The sequence below is a fragment of the Pseudomonas sp. R43(2017) genome (assembly GCF_002112345.1).
GTDB lineage: Bacteria > Pseudomonadota > Gammaproteobacteria > Pseudomonadales > Pseudomonadaceae > Aquipseudomonas > Aquipseudomonas kribbensis.
The window spans coordinates 112,400-130,305 of record NZ_NEHJ01000001.1 but is presented as its reverse complement, the minus strand read 5'-3'; the positions used below and the strand labels follow the sequence as shown (position 1 = coordinate 130,305).

At 62.1% G+C, this 17,906-nt stretch carries 14 protein-coding genes and 2 riboswitches; of the genes, 5 read left to right on the top strand and 9 right to left on the bottom strand.

Annotated elements, in window-relative coordinates:
* Window positions 1-150: 150 nt before the first annotated feature.
* Entirely contained in the window at window positions 151-561 is a 411-nt protein-coding gene (locus CAG02_RS00495) for a MerR family transcriptional regulator (RefSeq protein WP_085710079.1), read from the bottom strand.
* 79 nt (window positions 562-640) lie between these two features.
* On the opposite strand from CAG02_RS00495, the gene CAG02_RS00490 reads away from it, so the two are divergent.
* Complete coding sequence (locus CAG02_RS00490) at window positions 641-1,864, top strand: NADH:flavin oxidoreductase/NADH oxidase family protein (protein WP_085710080.1); 1,224 nt, start codon at window positions 641-643, stop codon at window positions 1,862-1,864.
* 3 nt (window positions 1,865-1,867) lie between these two features.
* On the opposite strand, the gene CAG02_RS00485 is transcribed toward CAG02_RS00490, so the two are convergent.
* Genes CAG02_RS00485 through cobW form a run of 5 tightly spaced genes read right to left on the bottom strand, consistent with a single transcriptional unit; the run spans window position 1,868 to window position 10,146 of the window.
* A complete protein-coding gene (locus CAG02_RS00485; protein ID WP_085710081.1) occupies window positions 1,868-3,511 on the bottom strand; it encodes a phospholipase D-like domain-containing protein in 1,644 nt (547 codons plus the stop codon).
* A gap of 40 nt (window positions 3,512-3,551) precedes the next feature.
* A complete protein-coding gene (locus CAG02_RS00480) occupies window positions 3,552-4,196 on the bottom strand; it encodes a VWA domain-containing protein (protein WP_085710082.1) in 645 nt (214 codons plus the stop codon).
* A 20-nt stretch (window positions 4,197-4,216) separates the two neighbouring features.
* Window positions 4,217-5,218, bottom strand: coding sequence for an ATP-binding protein (locus CAG02_RS00475; protein ID WP_085710083.1), 1,002 nt, complete (start codon window positions 5,216-5,218; stop codon window positions 4,217-4,219).
* A 2-nt stretch (window positions 5,219-5,220) separates the two neighbouring features.
* On the bottom strand, window positions 5,221-9,069 hold the full coding sequence (cobN, locus tag CAG02_RS00470) for a cobaltochelatase subunit CobN (protein WP_085710084.1): 3,849 nt from the start codon (window positions 9,067-9,069) through the stop codon (window positions 5,221-5,223).
* 3 nt (window positions 9,070-9,072) lie between these two features.
* Entirely contained in the window at window positions 9,073-10,146 is a 1,074-nt protein-coding gene (gene cobW / locus CAG02_RS00465) for a cobalamin biosynthesis protein CobW (RefSeq protein ID WP_085710085.1), read from the bottom strand.
* Between the two features lie 98 nt (window positions 10,147-10,244).
* A riboswitch (cobalamin riboswitch) is annotated at window positions 10,245-10,455 on the bottom strand.
* Window positions 10,456-11,151: 696 nt separating this feature from the next.
* Window positions 11,152-11,373, top strand: a riboswitch (cobalamin riboswitch).
* 121 nt (window positions 11,374-11,494) lie between these two features.
* On the opposite strand from cobW, the gene CAG02_RS00460 reads away from it, so the two are divergent.
* The 4 genes from CAG02_RS00460 (at window position 11,495) to cobM (ending at window position 13,653) form a co-directional block, all read left to right on the top strand.
* Window positions 11,495-11,692, top strand: coding sequence for a CbtB domain-containing protein (locus tag CAG02_RS00460; protein ID WP_016983301.1), 198 nt, complete (start codon window positions 11,495-11,497; stop codon window positions 11,690-11,692).
* A gap of 11 nt (window positions 11,693-11,703) precedes the next feature.
* The gene (locus CAG02_RS00455) at window positions 11,704-12,405 is read left to right on the top strand and encodes a CbtA family protein (protein WP_085710086.1); all 702 of its coding nucleotides are present in this window, start codon (window positions 11,704-11,706) and stop codon (window positions 12,403-12,405) included.
* Window positions 12,402-12,815, top strand: a complete 414-nt coding sequence (locus CAG02_RS00450) for a cobalamin biosynthesis protein (RefSeq protein WP_085710087.1) — start codon at window positions 12,402-12,404, stop codon at window positions 12,813-12,815. Before CAG02_RS00455 ends, CAG02_RS00450 begins: the two co-directional genes overlap by 4 nt.
* A gap of 91 nt (window positions 12,816-12,906) precedes the next feature.
* Window positions 12,907-13,653 carry a precorrin-4 C(11)-methyltransferase gene (gene cobM, locus CAG02_RS00445; protein ID WP_085710088.1) on the top strand — a complete coding sequence of 249 codons (747 nt, stop codon included), beginning with the start codon at window positions 12,907-12,909 and terminating at the stop codon, window positions 13,651-13,653.
* 149 nt (window positions 13,654-13,802) lie between these two features.
* Here the strand turns inward: cobM and nfuA are convergent, their stop codons facing one another.
* From nfuA to CAG02_RS00430, 3 genes are all read right to left on the bottom strand, one after another.
* Window positions 13,803-14,387, bottom strand: a complete 585-nt coding sequence (gene nfuA, locus CAG02_RS00440) for a Fe-S biogenesis protein NfuA (RefSeq protein ID WP_007959519.1) — start codon at window positions 14,385-14,387, stop codon at window positions 13,803-13,805.
* An 89-nt stretch (window positions 14,388-14,476) separates the two neighbouring features.
* Window positions 14,477-15,478, bottom strand: a complete 1,002-nt coding sequence (locus CAG02_RS00435; RefSeq protein ID WP_085710089.1) for an acyltransferase — start codon at window positions 15,476-15,478, stop codon at window positions 14,477-14,479.
* 59 nt (window positions 15,479-15,537) lie between these two features.
* A complete protein-coding gene (locus CAG02_RS00430; RefSeq protein WP_085710090.1) occupies window positions 15,538-17,832 on the bottom strand; it encodes a fatty acid cis/trans isomerase in 2,295 nt (764 codons plus the stop codon).
* Between the last annotated feature and the right edge of the window lie 74 nt (window positions 17,833-17,906).

Genomic DNA, 17,906 nt, shown 5'->3' with positions numbered 1-17,906 from the left:
AGGGAACGTGGTTCTTTGAGTAGAACTGGGAGGCTCCGAGAGGGTGTTCATGCAAATCCTGAATGAAAAAAGGCCTTGAAGCGTACAGGCTCAGATGACTTTTCCTACAGCTGGAAATCATTTCAAAATCTGTACGCCTTCGCCGTCGCGTCAGGATTCCGGGTAGATCGAGGCAAGGACCCGTTCGGCATTGGCACCGCAGCTCATGCCTTCGGGCTTGGATTGAATGCTGTCGATCACCTCCAGCAACCGCGCCTTGCTTTGAGCCAGATGCTGCTGCATGACTTCGATCTGCTCGACCTTGCGCGTCAAGCCCTCCACCAGTTCCTCGTGCTTGAATTCACCGGTCCCGGCGGCTGGCAGCAACTGCTTGAGTTCTTCCAGAGAAAACCCGGCCTGCTGGGCACTGCGGATGATGTTCAGGGTTTGCAGCACTTGCGGCGGGTAACGCCGATAACCATTACCCAAGCGTTCCACTTTGGGAATCAGGCCCTGAGCCTCGTAGAAGCGAATACTCGAAGCGCTCAGACCGCTCTGTTGCGCCAATTCACCAATTTTCATTTCAGCCTCGAATTGCCTGCTTGACATTAAAGTTAACTTTAATCTTAGCCTCTCTCCATCACCGATGAGGAGTCAAGCTATGTCGCCCTTCCAGATTTTGAAACTGCCCAACGGTCAGACCGTCGGCAACCGTATTGCCAAAGCCGCCATGGAAGAAAACCTCGCGGATCGTGACCAGGCACCGTCTCGTGAACTGTTCCGCTTGTATCAGGCCTGGGCCGACGGCGGCGCCGGGTTGCTGCTGACCGGCAACGTCATGATCGATCGCCGTGCCATGACCGGCCCGGGCGGCGTGGTGCTGGAAGACGAGCGGCATCTGGACCGTTTCCGGCAATGGGCCGAAATCGCCCGCAGTGGCGGCGCGCAGGTCTGGGTGCAGCTCAACCACCCTGGCCGCCAGACCTTCGCCAATATGGGTCAGCAAGCGTTGGCACCATCAGCGGTGGCACTGGAAATGGGCTCGTTCTCGAAACTGTTCGCCGAGCCCAAACCGATGACCGAGGACGACATCGAAGATGTCATTCAACGTTTCGCGAGGAGTGCCGCGCTTGCCGAGAAAGCCGGATTCACCGGCGTCCAGATCCACGCTGCCCACGGTTATTTGCTCAGTCAGTTTCTCTCACCACTGACCAACCGCCGTACCGACCGCTGGGGTGGTTCGCTGGAGAACCGTGCGCGCCTGCTGCTGTCGGTGATCGAGGCTGTGCGTCAGGCTGTTTCACCACAGTTCTGCGTGTCAGTGAAGCTCAATTCCGCGGACTTCCAGCGCGGCGGTTTCGACACGGACGATGCCCGTCAGGTGATCGAATGGCTCAACGAGCAGCCGATCGACTTGCTGGAACTGTCCGGTGGCAGCTACGAGGCGCCAGCGATGCAAGGCGAAGCCCGCGACGGACGCACCCTGGCCCGTGAGGCATTTTTTCTGGAAATGGCCAGCGAACTGGCCAGCGTGGCCCGCATGCCGGTGATGGTCACTGGTGGCATACGGCGCCTGCCCATCGTCGAACAGGTACTCGACAGCGGCATCGACATGGCCGGCATCGCCACCGCGCTGGCCATCGAACCAAGCCTGGTCAAACACTGGCGCGAAGGCCGCCACAGCGAGCCGCAACTGCCGCCGATCCGCTGGAAACGCAAACCGCTGGCCGCGCTGGCGAACATGGCCGTGGTGCGTTTCCAGATGGCGCGCCTGAGCCGGGGGCGTAAGCCGCATCCCGAAGTGTCGGCACTCTGGGCGCTGATCCGCGACCGCTTGTACCTCAGTCGCCGCACCCGCCAATACCGTCAGGCGATGGATGCTTAAACCCTAACGCCCGGCAAACCGCAGGCGAGACAGCTGGCGCAAATCCCCTTCGACGTAGTAGTCGTTGGTCCAGCTGTCATCCGCCGCCAGCGGCTGCACCTGTTTCAACGCCAGTTTCTTCGCAAAGTAGCGGAAGCGGTAATGCTCGTAGAAGCGCAGCAGTTCCAGGCCATAGCGGTCCGCCAGTTCGATGTCGCCGCGGATGATCAGGAAGTTCTCGTCGTTGCCGTTGCTGGCCGCGGCGCTGAGGTTGTGGCTGCCGCTGATGATGGTCGGGCTGTCACTGGTGAAGTCGGTGACGATGGCTTTGGTGTGCACCAGCAGGTTGCCCTTCTGGCCTTTCATGTTCTCTTTCAGCCAGCCTTCCAGCCCGGTGTTGAGTAGCGCGGTGGCGGCGAACTCGGCCGTGCGGTCGGCGTGGAATCCGGTGATGCGACTGGCAGTGTTCTGCAGGCCGTAACGCAGGATGTCGTCGTGGGGCTGACCGAGCAGCGCGTTGAGGATGGCATCGGGCAAGGTGAACGCGGTGACGAACAGCACATCCTTCTTCGCCGCGTTGATGATGTCGACGAACTCCCGTAGGTCGGCGCCACCACTGCGCGGCGAGAAACCGGCAAACAGCGGTTGCGCCGGATTCATGGGGTTGTGCTGGGTGATCCAGTCCCGGGTGGCGCCGACGTCCGCCGGCGTCGCCCAGACCTGCTCGAACGTCTGCAGGTAACTGGCCGCGATGGCCGTGTCATCCAGCACGTGCACCACGTTAGCCTGGCGATACACACCGTTGGCCGTGAAATTGGTACTGCCGCACAGCACGGCCTGGGGCTGCCGCTCACCGCCAGCGATACGACTGAGGACGATGAACTTGTCGTGGAAAATATCGTGGGTCACCCGCCCGCGCTTGTTGGCTTCCGGCAGCTTGGCGAGGCTGGCCTCGTTCATCGTGGTGTCTTCGTCACCGGGTTTGGCGTGATACAGCACTCGTACCTGCACACCCCGATCGAAGGCCGCGTTCACCGTGTCGATGATGGCTTGCAACTGATACTCGTAGATCGCGATGTCCAGCGCCCACTCGCCATCGGGGGCACGTTCGATGAAACCCTGCAGACGTCCGAGCAGACCGTTCTCAAGCCATTGCCGTGCCGCATCGGGCCAGGCTTCGATGGGCATGTTCTTGTTGGCGCTGATCTGCGCGTCGAGATCCGGAAACTTGCGCTGGAACGCCTGACTGGCGGCCACGGCGCGGTTGAAGATCACGCTTTGATTGGCCGGGTGACCGTCATCCGAGGTAATGCTCAGTTCCAGTGACTCTCCCAGCACCGGTGTGTCGGCCGTGCCATAGGCCAGATGCACGCGGTAATGCATGGTCGTCCCGGGATAGACGGCGTAATCGGCCCAGCGAAATTTCTGCAGCGGCGCGATATCACTGGGCGTGGCGTGAAACTGCGGGAAGGTGTGTTCCTTGCCGGGAAAGGTCAGGCTGTTGAACAGGAACTGCCACGGCTTGTCGCCCTGCTGCTTCTCGATGGCAAACCCCAGCAGGCCTTTGCGGCGGGGTTCGGCGAGGTCCATCGCCAGCAGCACACCGTTGGTGCCGGCGTAAGCCTTTACGCGAAAATCGTCCCGAGGATTGGCAACCAGTACGCGCATGATTCACTCCTTGTGATGTGGGCTGGATGCAGCATAGTCCTCAGACAGACAACAGGTCGTCGATATGCCGGTAATCCGCGTCCAGTGCGGTCGCCAACTGTCTGGCCCGGCCCAACCGGATCGGCCCGCGCTCGATATCGATCAACAGGCCCGGACAGGCCAGCACCGGCAATCCCGAGCATTCTTTCAAACGACCATCGGTGAGCACCAGCAGGCGCTGTTGTTCGGCGGGGAATCGTTTGCGGCGCACCGTCAGCCAGTGTTCGGCCTCGTTCAGCGCCGCCAGCAATGGCGTGCCGCCACCCGCGCCCAACTCATCGAGCCACACACGCAATCCGCTGGAAGCCTTCAAACCCTGCACCTGCCATTTCGGCGCTGCGCCACTGGCAGTCAGCAAGGCGAGTCGCGCCCGTTGCCGGTAAGCGTCGTCGAACAGTTGCGCGAGTACGCCTTTGGCATCGCTCAACGCTTGATGACGACGGGTAGAAGCGGAGGCATCGACGATCACCAGCCACAGTTCATGAGGTGTGCGGGTGCGCAGTTGAAACAGCAGGTCCGCGCGTACTTTCGGGCGGCCATTGAGCAAGGTGCCCGGCCAGTTAACCGAACCGTTGCGAGCGGCGTGGCGTTTACCTTGTCGGCCATTGTCCAGGCGTCCGGCGCGGGGTCTGGCATTCGCCCCCACGTCGGATCGGGGGCGAATGCCTAAGGCTTTTTTGGCCAGACCGGCACTTCGCGGCGCGCGCCGGTGACGAGGGACGGTGCCGGCATTTCGCCCCACTGGCCCTGCCCTGCGCTCGGATCGGCCTGGGAGCCTGACGGCGATTGCGCGGGAGGCTGCGCATTGGACGGGGACTGCTCGCGACGGCGATGACGCAGTGCAAATTCGGCCACGGCATCGATGTCCTGCTCGGCGATCGCTTCGGCACCACGCAACGCCGCATGAGCCCGCGCAGCACGCAACCAGACCAGATCGGCACGCAAACCATCTACGCCAGCGGCAAAGCAACGCTCGGTGATCTGCGCCAGTGCTTCATCGTCGAGAGGAATGTTCGCCAAGGCATTGCGGGCATTTTCACAACGCTCACGCAGGGCTTGTTGCTCGGTTTCCCATTGCGCGCAGAAGGCCTGCGGATCGCTGTCGAAATCCAGTCGCCGACGAATGATCTGCCCACGCTCGACCGGCGCCGTATGACCACTCAAGGCGACGTTGAGACCAAAGCGATCAAGCAACTGCGGGCGCAACTCGCCTTCTTCCGGGTTCATCGTGCCGATCAGCACAAACTTCGCCGAATGCCGATGGGAAATGCCGTCGCGCTCGATCAGGTTGGTACCGCTCGCTGCGACGTCGAGCAGCAGGTCCACCAGATGATCGGGCAGCAAATTCACTTCATCGACATACAACACACCGCCGTCAGCCTTCGCCAGTACGCCGGGGGAAAATTGCGCGCGACCGTCGCTGAGCGCCGCATCCAGATCCAGCGTACCGACCAGCCGCTCTTCGGTGGCGCCCAATGGCAAGGTGACGAACTGACCGCTGGCCAGCAGATCCGCCAGCCCCCGGGCCAGGGTCGATTTGGCCATGCCGCGCGGGCCTTCGATCAGCACGCCGCCGATTTTCGGGTCGATGGACGTGAGGTACAACGCCAGTTTCAGATCATCGGCGCCGACGACGGCGGAGAGCGGGAAATGTGGAATGTCAGTCATGTTCAGCTCTCTTCTTCTATATCCAGCAGCAGGTTTTCCAGTGCTTCTTTATAAGCACCGGGTTCCTGCCACATCCCGCGCTGCTGCGCTTCGAGCATGCGCTCGGTCATGTCGCGCAGCGCGTGGGGATTATGCTCGCGCACGAACTCCCGGGTCGCCGGGTCCAGCAGATAGGCGTCGGCCAGCAACGCGTACTGGTGATCGTCGATCAGCTGCGTGGTGGCGTCGAAGGCAAACAGGTTATCGACTGTCGCCGCCAGTTCGAACGCGCCTTTATAGCCATGGCGTTTGACGCCGTCGATCCATTTCGGATTCGCCGCGCGGGAGCGGATCACCCGGTTCAGCTCTTCTTTCAGGGTGCGGATCTTCGGCAAATCCGGCTGGCTGTGATCGCCGTGGTAACTGGCCGCTGCTTCACCGCGCAGGCTTTCCACGGCAGCCAGCATGCCGCCCTGGAACTGGTAGTAATCGTTGGAATCGAGCAAGTCATGTTCACGGTTGTCCTGGTTTTGCAGCACAGCCTGCACCTGGCTCAGGCGCTGGACGAACTGCTCGCGGGCGGCGGTGCCTTCGTCGGAACCACCGTAAGCGTAGGCGCCCCAGTTCAGGTAGACCTCGGCCAGATCCTCGCGGGTTTGCCACAGGCGACCGTCGATGGCGCCCTGCACGCCCGCGCCATAAGCGCCGGGCTTGGCGCCGAAAATCCGCCAGCCGGCCTGACGTCGCGCAGCCTCCTCGTCCAGCCCCGACTGCTGCAGCGCCTCGCGTTCGGCACGCACTTTGGCGGCCAACGGGTTGAGATCGTCCGGTTCGTCCAGTTCCGCCACGGCTTGCACGGCGGCGTCGAACAGACGAATCAGGTTGGCGAACGCATCGCGGAAAAAGCCGGAGACCCGCAACGTGACATCGACCCGAGGCCGGTCGAGCAGGCTCAGCGGCAGAATCTCGAAATCGTCGACCCGCTGACTGCCCGTCGCCCACACCGGGCGCACACCCATCAGCGCCATGGCCTGGGCGATGTCATCACCGCCGGTACGCATGGTCGCCGTGCCCCAGACCGACAAACCGAGTTGACGCAAATGATCGCCGTGATCCTGCAGGTGTCGCTCCAGAATAAGCGTGGCGGACTGGAAACCGATGCGCCAGGCAGTGGTGGTTGGCAGGTTGCGCACGTCCACCGAATAGAAATTGCGCCCGGTGGGTAACACGTCGAGGCGACCGCGACTCGGTGCACCGCTCGGACCGGCCGGGACGAAACGGCCGTTCAGAGCATCGAGCAAACCGTGCATTTCGGCCGGGCCGCAGGCGTCGAGGCGCGGGGCAACGACTTCACGAAGATGGTCGATGATTACGCCGACTTCAGACCAGTGAGGATCCTGTGGGAGCGAGCTTGCTCGCGATTGCGGTGTGTCAGTCCCAGAAGTGTTGGCAGACAAGACGCCTTCGCGAGCAAGCTCGCTCCCACAGGAATCGCTCACAGCGTGCGTGATCAACTGCGTTGCGAACAGCTCAAGGCGTTCACGGGTATCTCCCGCCGTGCGCCAGACCTCATCGCTGACCGACAGCAGCTCCATCGGGCGCGGGCCAGTCCAGGGCTCGGCCAACGCGCAATCCAGCGGATCGAACCCCAGCTGAAACGCCTTGGCCAGCGCCCGCAACAGGCTCGATTGCGCACCCTTGCCATCGCCACGGGGAATCCGCAGCAGCGCCAGCAAGGTGTCGATGCGCAGCCGTCCGGTCGGAGACTCACCGAAGATGTGCAGGCCATCGCGAATCTGCGATTCCTTCAGATCACACAGATAAGTGTCCAGACGCGGCAACCAGATCGCCGCATCGGCATCGCTGTCGAGGCCTTCGTCGAGTTGCAGTTCGCGATCGATCTGCGTATCCCGCACCAGTTGCAGGATGTCGCGCTGCAATTCACGGGCGCGGCGCGGATCGAGCAATTGCGCTTCGTAATACTCGTCGGCGAGCAATTCCAGATCGCGCAGCGGACCGTAGGTTTCAGCCCGGGTCAGCGGTGGCATCAAGTGGTCGATGATCACCGCCTGAGTGCGACGCTTGGCCTGGGCGCCCTCGCCCGGGTCGTTGACGATAAACGGATAGATGTTCGGCAGCGGCCCGAGCAATGCATCCGGCCAGCAACTCTCCGACAGGCCCACGCCTTTGCCCGGCAACCATTCGAGGTTACCGTGCTTGCCGACATGAATCACGCCTTGGGCGCCGTAGGTCTGGCGCAGCCAGAAATAGAACGCGAGGTACGCGTGCGGCGGCACCAGATCCGGGTCGTGATACACCGCACTCGGGTCGACCTGATACCCCCGGGCCGGCTGAATGCCGACGAAGGTCAGGCCAAACCGCAGACCGGCGATCATCATTCGCCCGTCACGGCACATCGGGTCGTTGTGCGGCGAACCCCAACGCTCCAGCACCGCCGTGCGATTGGCTTCGGGCAGTGCGTTGAACATCGTCAGGTAATCGTTCATTGCCAGGCTTTGCTGGCACGGACGCTGATCGAGGGTATCGAGGTCGTTGCTGACGCCGCCGAGCAGTTGTTGGATCAGCTCGGTGCCGCTGTCCGGCAGTTCGGCCGGCAGCGGATAACCCTCAGCCTGCAACGCCCGCAGGATGTTCAGCGCAGCGGCCGGCGTGTCGAGGCCTACGCCGTTACCGATGCGCCCGTCGCGGGTCGGGTAGTTGGCGAGAATCAGCGCGATACGTTTTTCAGCGTTCGGCACCCGCGCCAGATCGACCCAGCGTCGCGCCAGTTCGGCGACGAAATCCATGCGTTCAGGCTGCGCCCGGTAGCACACCACATCGGACTGACTGCGCTCGCTGCGCCAGGCCAGATCCTTGAAACTGATCGGCCGACTGATGATCCGGCCGTCCAGCTCCGGCAAGGCAATGTGCATCGCCAGATCTCGCGGACCGAGGCCCTGCTCGCTGTCGCGCCAGCCGGGTTCGTTGTCCTGGGCGCAGATCGCCTGGATCACCGGAATGTTGCGACGGAACGGCCGCAGATGCGGCGCTTCCGGGCTGGACTGGGCGAAACCGGTGGTGTTCAGAATCACCGAGGCCTCGACCTCATCCAGCCAGTCCTCGACCACCGACAGGCAGCCGGGCTCTTTCAGACTGGCCACGGCAATCGGCAGCGGATTGAGTCCGGCAGCCTGCAACCGTTGGCAGAACACGTCGATAAACGCCGTATTCGCCGCTTGCAAATGCGAGCGATAAAACAACACCGCCGCCACCGGTTGACCGGGCAGCCAATCGGCTTGCCAGTCACTCAGTGCGGCGGTGTTTTTGTTCGGGTGGTAAATCGCCGTGCGCGGCAGGGTTTGCGGCTCGCCCCACACGTAATCCCGCGCCAGCCAGCGGTTGGCCAGACAGCGGAAGAAATCCAGCGCATTGCCCATGCCGCCCTGGCGCAAGAACTGCCAGAGCCGGTCGCGATCCTCGGCGCCCACGGTGCTCAAGTCGCTGAGCTCCGGGTCGGGCCGATCATCGCCCGGCACCAGAATCACCTGTACGCCACGCTCGGACAATTCGACCAGCCGCTCGACGCCATAACGCCAATAAGCGATGCCGCCGTGCAGCGAAATCAGAATGACCTTGGCGTGACGCAGCACTTCGTCGACGTACAGGTCGACCGACGCATGGTTCTGCACCTGCATCGGGTTGGCCAGGCGCACGCTCGGGTAATCCTCGGGCAGTTGCTGCGCGGCTTCGGCGAGCAGCGCGAGGCTGGAGTCGCCGCTGCACAGGATCACCAGCTCGGCGGGGGTTTGTCCAAGGTCGGCAATGTTGTCATCCGACACGAAACCGCCGGGCTGGGTCCTGAGCAGGTGCATGGCTTAAACGCTGAGCGCGGCGCGCAGTTGCGCTTCGAGCTGGGCCGCGTCCAGTTCCTGACCGATCAATACCAGGCGGGTGATACGCGCTTCATCGGCGCCCCACTGACGATCGAAGTGCTTGTCGAAACGCGTGCCCACGCCCTGGATCAGCAGACGCATCGGCTTGTTCGGGATCGCCGCGAAGCCTTTGACCCGCAGGATGCCGTGCTGAACCACCAGTTGCGTCAGCGCATCGAGCAGCAGGCTTTCGTCGGCTTGCGGCAGTTCGATGGAGATCGAGTCGAAGGCGTCGTGATCGTGGTCGTCGTGATCGTCATCGCCTTCACCGTGGTGGTGATCGTGATGGCTGTGGCGGCTGTCGATGTGTTCTTCGGAACCGGCACCGAGGCCGATCAGCACGTCCAGCGGCAGGCGACCGTTGCTGGCCTCGATGATTTTTACTGCTGGCGGCAGCTCTTCGGCGACTTCGAGGCGTACGCGAGCGAGGTCTTCAGGGCTGGTCTGGTCCGCCTTGTTGAGGATCACCAGGTCGGCGCTGGCCAGTTGGTCAGCGAACAGTTCGTGCAGCGGCGATTCGTGGTCCAGGTTCGGATCGAGTTTGCGCTGGGCATCAACCTGATCCGGGAACGCGGCGAAGGTGCCAGCGGCCACGGCCGGGCTGTCGACCACGGTGATCACCGCGTCAACGGTGCAGGCACTGCGGATTTCCGGCCACTGGAAGGCTTGTACCAGCGGTTTTGGCAGGGCCAGGCCCGAGGTTTCGATCAGGATGTGGTCGAGGTCGCCGCGACGGGCCACCAGTTCACGCATCACCGGGAAGAACTCTTCCTGAACCGTGCAGCACAGGCAGCCGTTGGCCAGTTCGTAGACGCGGCCGGTGGCTTCTTCTTCGGTGCAGCCGATAGTGCATTGCTTGAGGATTTCACCATCGATGCCCAGCTCGCCAAACTCGTTGACGATCACCGCGATGCGGCGGCCCTGAGCGTTGTCGAGCATGTGCCGCAGCAAAGTGGTTTTACCCGAGCCGAGGAAACCGGTGACGATGGTGACGGGGAGTTTGGCCAGTGTTTTCATCGGATGCCCTTTGGCAAGGTGGCGGGCATACGGGACGAGACCGGCAACGCGGGTGCGTGCCTGGAGAGTTCGCCACCGGATCACCCCGCCCGGTTGAAAGTGAGAATCTGTGACGAGGCAGGTCTCCTGGCTGACGGTGTTCGGGCCTTGGCCCGGTATTCGCTGCGCCTTCCCGCTGGCTCTGGATTGAGTTGGCAGTGGCGTGGCAGCGAACAGCACCGTTCACAGTTGCGGGGGCAGCCGCGGCTTGGACCGCGTTCCCTTCTTAGCTTCGGCGTGGGCCGAAGAACCTCGAAAGCGCAAGGCTACGCATGGGTTCGTGATGGGTCAATGGGAGGTTGGTTTTGTGGGCATATCCGTTGCTGCGGTTATGGCTGCTTAGGGTTCCGCCCTTACGGCGGGTCACTTTTTCCAAACGCCGAAAAAGTAACCAAAAAGGCTTCCCCCGGCGTACGGCACTTCGCTAAGGCTCAGTGTTCCCTCGCTACGGTGTCCATCAGGGGGCATCGCCTACGGTTTGCTTCGCTGCACCTCCTCTCGATGTATGCGGCTTCGCCGCACGGCGCTGCGCGCCTACCCCCTGATGAACACCTCCGCTCGGCCTGCCGAAGGGGCAAAAAAATCAAAAGCCAAAGCCAGAGCCAGAGCCAGAGCCCCTCACCACGATGAGCGCTAGCTCGAGTACTGCTTTTGATCGCAAGGCCCGTCGGCAGGCTGAGTGGAGGGATTGATTCGGGGTGGGAGCGAAGCGACCGTTTGGCGAAGCCAAACACATCGAGAGGAGGTGCAGCGAAGCAAACCGTAGGCGATGCCCCCGGATCAATCCCGGAGCGAAGGAACCCCGAGCCTCAGCGAGGGGCCGTACGTCAGGGTAGAGACCTTTTGGTTACTTTTGGGGCGTTTGCCAAAAGTGACCCGCCGTAAGGGCGGAACCCTAAGCAGCCATAACCGCAGCAACGGATCTGCCCCCAATCCCAATTGACTCAAATCCCCCGCCCATGGTCTCCTACACAACTTGTTACGGGTGCCCTGCAAAGGGTGAAACGGGAAACCGGTGAATCATGTGCTTTACTCTAAAGCCATGTCAGTCCGGTGCTGCCCCCGCAACGGTAAGCGAGAGAGCGTCAGATCCACTGTGCCCACGGGCATGGGAAGGTGACGCTTGCAGGTCGGCCTGACGCCAACCCCTCGTGAGCCCGGAGACCGGCCCGCAACACACAGTACGCATCTTGCGTCACTGAACATAACAAACCCGCGGTGGGCGGGCGCTGTTCGAACCTCTGCGTGCCCGACTCGCAGGGGTTTTCATGCGCTCCATTCACCCGCTGACACTCCAGAGGGAAGCGCCATGTCGATCATCAGCAGCACCGGCAGCAACACGGACAAAATCTCCAGCACCACCACCCTGAGCCAACGCCTGACCGCTGCGATCTTCGCGTCGATCCTGGGCGCAAGCCTGGTCTACTTCGCCGGTTTCTCACACATCGAAGCGGTGCACAACGCCGCGCACGATACCCGCCACAGCGCCGCGTTCCCGTGCCACTGAGACCTGACGACATGATCAAGCGTATTGCGCAGACCGCAGGTTTCACCGGCCTTCTGGCCGCCCTGCTGCTGACCTTGCTGCAAAGCTTCTGGGTTTCGCCGCTGATTCTTCAGGCCGAAACCTACGAGAAGGCCGAGCCGGTGGCCGAAGTCCACGAACACGCCGCCGGCACCGCCGCCCACACCCACGATGCCGAAGCCTGGGAGCCGGAAAACGGCTGGCAGCGCGTGGTCTCCACCACGGGCGGCAACCTGGTGGTAGCCGTAGGTTTCGCCCTGATGTTGGCGGGCCTGTACACCCTGCGTGCGCCGACCAAAACCTCGCAAGGCCTGCTCTGGGGTCTGGCGGGTTACGCGACATTCGTGCTCGCGCCGACAATGGGCCTGCCACCTGAGTTGCCGGGCACTGCCGCCGCAGATCTGGCATCGCGCCAGATGTGGTGGATCGGCACTGCTGCTTCGACCGCTGTAGGCCTGGCGCTGATCGCGTTCGGCGGCAACTGGCTGCTGAAGATCCTCGGCGTGGCGATCCTCGCTGTGCCCCATGTAATCGGCGCACCGCAACCGGAAGTGCACTCGATGCTCGCGCCGGAAGCACTGGAAGCCCAGTTCAAAATCGCTTCGCAGCTGACCAACGTGGCGTTCTGGCTGGCCCTGGGCCTGATCAGCGCCTGGTTGTTCCGCCGCAAAAGCGATGGTCAATACCACGCATGACCGATGACAGCGCAGCGCCGACCTTCGTGGTCGGCCTGGGCTGCCAGCGCGGCTGCCCGGCCAGTACGCTGCGCGCCTTGCTCGACCAGGCCTTGCAGGCCCACCGTATCGAACTCGAAGCGGTCAAGGCTTTGGCCAGCATCGACCTGAAACGTGACGAGCCCGGCCTGCAGGAACTGGCGGCACAACTGGCGCTGCCGTTGCTGTACTTCAGCAGCGAAGAACTGGCCAGTTATCAGCAACGACTGAGTCACCATTCACAGATCGCCTTCGAACGCACCGGTTGCTACGGCGTGGCGGAAAGCGCTGCACTGGCGCTCGCCGAACAACTGATCCAGGCCCCGGCAAAACTGCTGATTTCCCGGCAAAAGTACGCCCAGGCAACCCTGGCATTGGCCGGCGCGGCGTAAATTCCCGATAATCCCCGCTTTCGATCATGAGCATTCTTCATCTGAAGTGTTCTTGAAGCCTCGACCCGCCCTACTTTCACAGGATCCAACGATGACCGTTTACTTCATCGGCGCCGGCCCCGGCGACCCGGAATTGATCACTGTCAAAGGCCAGCGGCTGATCCGCAGTTGCCCGGTGATCATCTATGCAGGTTCGCTGGTGCCGGCGGCGGTACTGGAAGGTCATTCGGCAGAAACCGTGGTCAACAGCGCCGAATTGCATCTGGAACAGATCATCGACCTGATCAACACCGCCCACGCCAAGGGCCAGGATGTGGCCCGGGTGCATTCGGGCGATCCGGGCCTGTATGGCGCCATTGGCGAGCAGATTCGTTATCTGCGCGAGCTGGGCATCCCGTTCGAAATCATCCCCGGTGTCACCGCCACCGCCGCCTGCGCGGCGCTACTGGGCGCCGAACTCACGTTGCCGGACATCTCGCAAAGCGTGATCCTGACCCGTTATGCAGACAAAACGGCGATGCCTGTCGGGGAAGAACTGGGCAACCTGGCGCAGCACGGGGCGACCATGGCGATTCATCTGGGGGTCAATCATCTGGAGAAGATCCTCGCCGAGCTGCTGCCGCACTACGGCGCGGACTGCCCGATTGCGGTGATCCACCGGGCGACGTGGCCGGATCAGGACTGGGTGGTCGGGACACTGGAGGATATTGCCGAGAAGGTGGCGGTCAAAGGCTTTCGGCGTACGGCGCTGATTCTGGTCGGGCGGGTGCTGGGTAGCGATCATTTCAGTGAGTCGTCGCTGTATCGCGCAGGGCATGCACATTTGTATCGGCCCTGAAGCCGCTTCGCGAGCAAGCTCGCTCCCACAGGGGATTTGTGAACGACAAAGATCCAGTGTGGGAGCGAGCTTGCTCGCGAAGGTTCTTGAATCTCACGCATAAAAAACGGCGCTCACGGGGCGCCGTTTTTCATGCCGCAGCGAACGCCTTAGTAGTAGGCGTTTTCTTTCTGCGTGTGGTCGGTCACGTCGCGAACGCCCTTGAGTTCCGGAATGCGCTCGAGCAAGGTGCGCTCGATACCTTCCTTCAGGGTCACGTCCGCCTGGCCGCAGCCCTGGCAACCGCCGCCGAACTGCAGCACGGCAATGCCGTCTTCAACCACATCGATCAGGCTGACCTGACCGCCGTGGCTGGCCAGCCCCGGGTTGATTTCGGTTTGCAGGTAGTAGTTGATGCGCTCGTTGATCGGGCTGTCGGCGTTGACCATCGGAACCTTGGCGTTTGGGGCCTTGATGGTCAGCTGGCCGCCCATGCGGTCGGTGGCGTAGTCGACGACAGCATCGTCAAGGAACGCTTCACTGAACGAGTCGATATAGGCAGTGAAGCTTTTCAGCCCCAGCGCGGTATCTTCAGGTTTCTCTTCGCCCGGCTTGCAGTAGGCAATGCAGGTTTCGGCGTACTGGGTGCCAGGCTGGGTGATGAAGACGCGGATGCCGATGCCCGGGGTGTTCTGCTTGGACAGCAGATCGGCCAGGTAATCATGGGCGGCGTCGGTAATGGTAATAGCGGTCATGGAAACTCCTCGCAGGCTTGGGCGGAGTTTACGCCAATCGGCGCGCGGCACAAAGTCCTAGTATTTACGTAGGAATAGTTCGCAATCGCCTAATCCGCAGGTTTGCCGTCGGTTCGCGCTCTAAGCCATTGATAACTGCGCTTTTCCACCCAGTGATAACTCAGCCAGGAGCCCACGCCAATCGCCACGGCACACAGGATGAACATCAAATAGGGGTTGATCCCGAAGCGATGGGCCACAAATCCGCCAGCCGACAAAACCAGAACATGCATCAGATAAACCGAGTAGGAACAATCGCCCAGCAGCTTGAGCACACGGTTGCGTTCAACATGCCGCTCCAGCGCCATACAGGCCATGACCAGCACCGCGCTCGGCATCCCCCAGTTCAGAAGCCGGGGCGATGGCGAAAGATAATAGATCGCCAGTAACGCCGCGCCGATCCCCGTCAGCGGCATCCACAAGCCCTGTCCAATCCAGCCGCGACGATAGAGCATGCCAATGCCGATCCCCAGCAGGAATTCGTAAACGATGTCCGAGCGATAAAACTCGCTGACCCAGCCAAACCCGGTCCAGGCCTGGCACACCGCGAACAACAGCGCCGCGACCACCAGCAAGCGCACTTGCAGCCGAAACAGCAGCGCCCAGGCGAACAACACGTAGAACAGCATTTCGTAATTCAGCGTCCAGCCGACATTCAGGGTCGGATAGATCCCGTAGCCACCGGGGTTTTCGCTCGGGATAAACAGCATCGACAGCAGCAAATGACGCCAGTCCACCGTCTGATCCGGCAGCAGCGGCCGGGCAAACACCACCAGCAACGCCATCAGCACGGTGTAGAGCCAATACGCCGGGACAATACGGAATAGTCGATACAGCAGAAACCGCGCCGGCGGCAGCACCTTGCCTTCAGTGGAGAGGAAAATCACCAGCCCGCTGATCACGAAAAAGATATCGACGCCCACCGCGCCCTTGTCGATGAACAACTGCCCTATCGGCCCGCGCGCCTTGAAGTCGAAGAAAATCTGCATGAAGTGATGGCAGACCACCGTCCACGCGGCGAGCGCTCGCAAGGCCTGCACTGAAATCAACATCGATGGCGCTCCCGATCCCGTACTCCACAGGATTGGGACAGCGGCCATCGTTCAAACGATCAAAGATTCTCGTACCGGTTCATGTCCAGCACGCCCTCTTCCACCGGGTCGGTTTCGTGAATGTACTGGCTCAGATCGTGGAAGTAGAACCAGAATTGCGGATGGCTGCGGCGAATCCCCCAACGTTCGACGATTTTCTCGAACTGCGGCGCATCCTTGGCGCTTTCCATGGCATCGACAAACGCCGGCACCTGATCCGCCGGGATGTTGAACATGAAATTCGGATAACTGCTGAGCACGCCCGGATAAATGGTCAGGGTGTCGAGCCCCGGCTGGTAGCGCAGGGATTCACCGAGCAGGAACGCCACGTTGCTGTGGGCGCGGTTGCGAAGCAGGCTGTAGACCTCACGTTTGCCGCTGCGGGTTTCGATGCGCAGCATGGTCGCCTCCGGCAATTGATCGATCACCTTCAGCCCCGCCGCAGGACGCGCCGTCAGGCGGCTCAGGGCCTGTTCAGCGTTTTGCAGCGCCGGATCGATGTTCGGCCGCGAGCAGTAGGCATCCACGCAGCGGTTGATCGGATCGGGCCGCGCGTTGAGGTCGCCGTAGCGAGCGAGCAACTGCATGGCGAAATCGTGTTTCGGGTCTTTTTCGTCGAGTTTCAGCGCGGTCGGCTTGTCGTCGTCGATGGACTCGTAATCCAGCCACATCTTGAACTGGCCGCTGCTCTGGTACCAATCGTCGAGGTAATCCTCACGGGAATCGGCCGGCATCAGGCGCAGGAAGTTCTGTTCGGCGCCGTTGCGGATCAGGTCGAAGTACAGGCGGGTCTGCGCCTGATGGGAAACATTGCCGAACACGTCGAAGTTGACCGCCAATTGGTAGTAAGTGCGCTCCAGCAGCGGATAGTCGAACAGCCACATGGTCTGCGGCACTTCACCGATCAGGCCTTTAGTCACCGAGGCGCTGTCGAAGTGGCGGAAGATGCTCAACAGTGCGTTGTCGTTGCCCGCCCACAGGGTCGACCAGCTCGGCGCCGGTTGGTCGGCGTAGCTGTCCCGGCGCAGGGCTTCGTACTTGTTGCGCTTGTTGCGGTAGTCGTGCCACAGGCTCAGGACACTGCCGACATCGTCGTTCTGCCCCGGCATGGCCAGCAACGGCGTGGCCTGGCCCCGATAGTTCGGGTCGGTGATGTACAGGTCATGCTCCGGCGCCTGAAACAGCGCCCAGAAGTTGTCGCGGATCACGTCGGTCGCGATCTGCCCGCGACATACCGGGCCGCGAATGAAGGTACGCACGAAGTATTCGGCGTTATCGAGCATGAACTGATACCGCGCCTGCGCCGGAATCGCCTCGAAAGTAGCGAACGGATTGGCCCGGCTCTGCGGCCCGTAGCCCGGCAGCGCATGCACCTGCCAGTTGCCGTTGTAGAACAGGCTCTTGACCCGCGCCATCTTCGCCGCACTCAGCGGATAGGTGATGTGGGTCTTGTGCACGATCACACCCTGCACCGGCCACAGGCGGTAATACACCTGGGTGCCCGGGTCGTCATTGGGACGGCGGGTGGCAATCAGATCGATCGGCTGGCCGGTCGGCGTGCGTGAACGCACCCACTGGAAGAAATGCCCCGGCTCGCCGTCCTTGAAGTAGATGTGCGCCAGGAACCAGTGCTCGAACAGCCAGCGTCCGACCAGACTCTCCCGGGCGCCGGGCTGGTTGAGCAGGTTTTCCCACTGCACGATCTGCAGCGCTTCCTTGGCACTCGGCGCCAGGCCTTGCTCATCGATCGGCGCGCCGGACGCCAGCCAGCGCTGCAACGTCTGGTATTGCTGATCGGTCAGGCCGGTGACCGCCAGCGGCATGCCCTCTTTCGGGTGGGCGCCGGCATAGCCGTCGAACTCGGCCGGCATCGCGCACATGTTTTCCCGTTGCAGGCCGAGGACGATGTCTTCCGGCAGTTTGGCGTTGGGTGTCAGTGGCGTTTTGTGCCCCAGCTCCAGCATGCGCGCCATCAGCGCCGCCTGACTGCCCTGGGCGTCGAGCACCGAATAGAAGTCTTTCTGCTGCCAGGCGCGTTTGCCAAAAGCGTCGTAGAACAGCCGCGTGGTCGGCGCTGCCTGGGTGCGCTCGCCATCGTAGACCGGCATCTTGCTCGCGCCACGGGCCGCGCCTTCACCGCTGCCCAGGTTCAACTGGCAGGCTGAGTCGTAGCACGCATGGCAGGCAACGCACTTCTCGGTGAAGATCGGCTGGATATCGCGGGTGTAAGAAATCGTAGGCGAGATCGCAGGACTTTGCGCCGCCGCGCCAAAGCTCAAAAACAGCAACACCATGCTGACGACGCGGTACGACATATCCCTGATCCTGATCCTGAATAAAAACGCCGCGATTCTACCGTTATGACGCCCGTGCCAACATGAGCGATATT

What these genes read in the sequence shown, in the direction of transcription:
- cobW (WP_085710085.1), bottom strand. Translation starts at nt 10,146, where the DNA reads ATGAAAACACTGGCCAAACTCCCCGTCACCATCGTCACCGGTTTCCTC.
- CAG02_RS00430 (WP_085710090.1), bottom strand. Translation starts at nt 17,832, where the DNA reads ATGTCGTACCGCGTCGTCAGCATGGTGTTGCTGTTTTTGAGCTTTGGC.
- CAG02_RS00455 (WP_085710086.1), top strand. Translation starts at nt 11,704, where the DNA reads ATGATCAAGCGTATTGCGCAGACCGCAGGTTTCACCGGCCTTCTGGCC.
- CAG02_RS00450 (WP_085710087.1), top strand. Translation starts at nt 12,402, where the DNA reads ATGACCGATGACAGCGCAGCGCCGACCTTCGTGGTCGGCCTGGGCTGC.
- CAG02_RS00435 (WP_085710089.1), bottom strand. Translation starts at nt 15,478, where the DNA reads ATGTTGATTTCAGTGCAGGCCTTGCGAGCGCTCGCCGCGTGGACGGTG.
- CAG02_RS00490 (WP_085710080.1), top strand. Translation starts at nt 641, where the DNA reads ATGTCGCCCTTCCAGATTTTGAAACTGCCCAACGGTCAGACCGTCGGC.
- CAG02_RS00460 (WP_016983301.1), top strand. Translation starts at nt 11,495, where the DNA reads ATGTCGATCATCAGCAGCACCGGCAGCAACACGGACAAAATCTCCAGC.
- nfuA (WP_007959519.1), bottom strand. Translation starts at nt 14,387, where the DNA reads ATGACCGCTATTACCATTACCGACGCCGCCCATGATTACCTGGCCGAT.
- cobM (WP_085710088.1), top strand. Translation starts at nt 12,907, where the DNA reads ATGACCGTTTACTTCATCGGCGCCGGCCCCGGCGACCCGGAATTGATC.
- cobN (WP_085710084.1), bottom strand. Translation starts at nt 9,069, where the DNA reads ATGCACCTGCTCAGGACCCAGCCCGGCGGTTTCGTGTCGGATGACAAC.
- CAG02_RS00485 (WP_085710081.1), bottom strand. Translation starts at nt 3,511, where the DNA reads ATGCGCGTACTGGTTGCCAATCCTCGGGACGATTTTCGCGTAAAGGCT.
- CAG02_RS00475 (WP_085710083.1), bottom strand. Translation starts at nt 5,218, where the DNA reads ATGACTGACATTCCACATTTCCCGCTCTCCGCCGTCGTCGGCGCCGAT.
- CAG02_RS00495 (WP_085710079.1), bottom strand. Translation starts at nt 561, where the DNA reads ATGAAAATTGGTGAATTGGCGCAACAGAGCGGTCTGAGCGCTTCGAGT.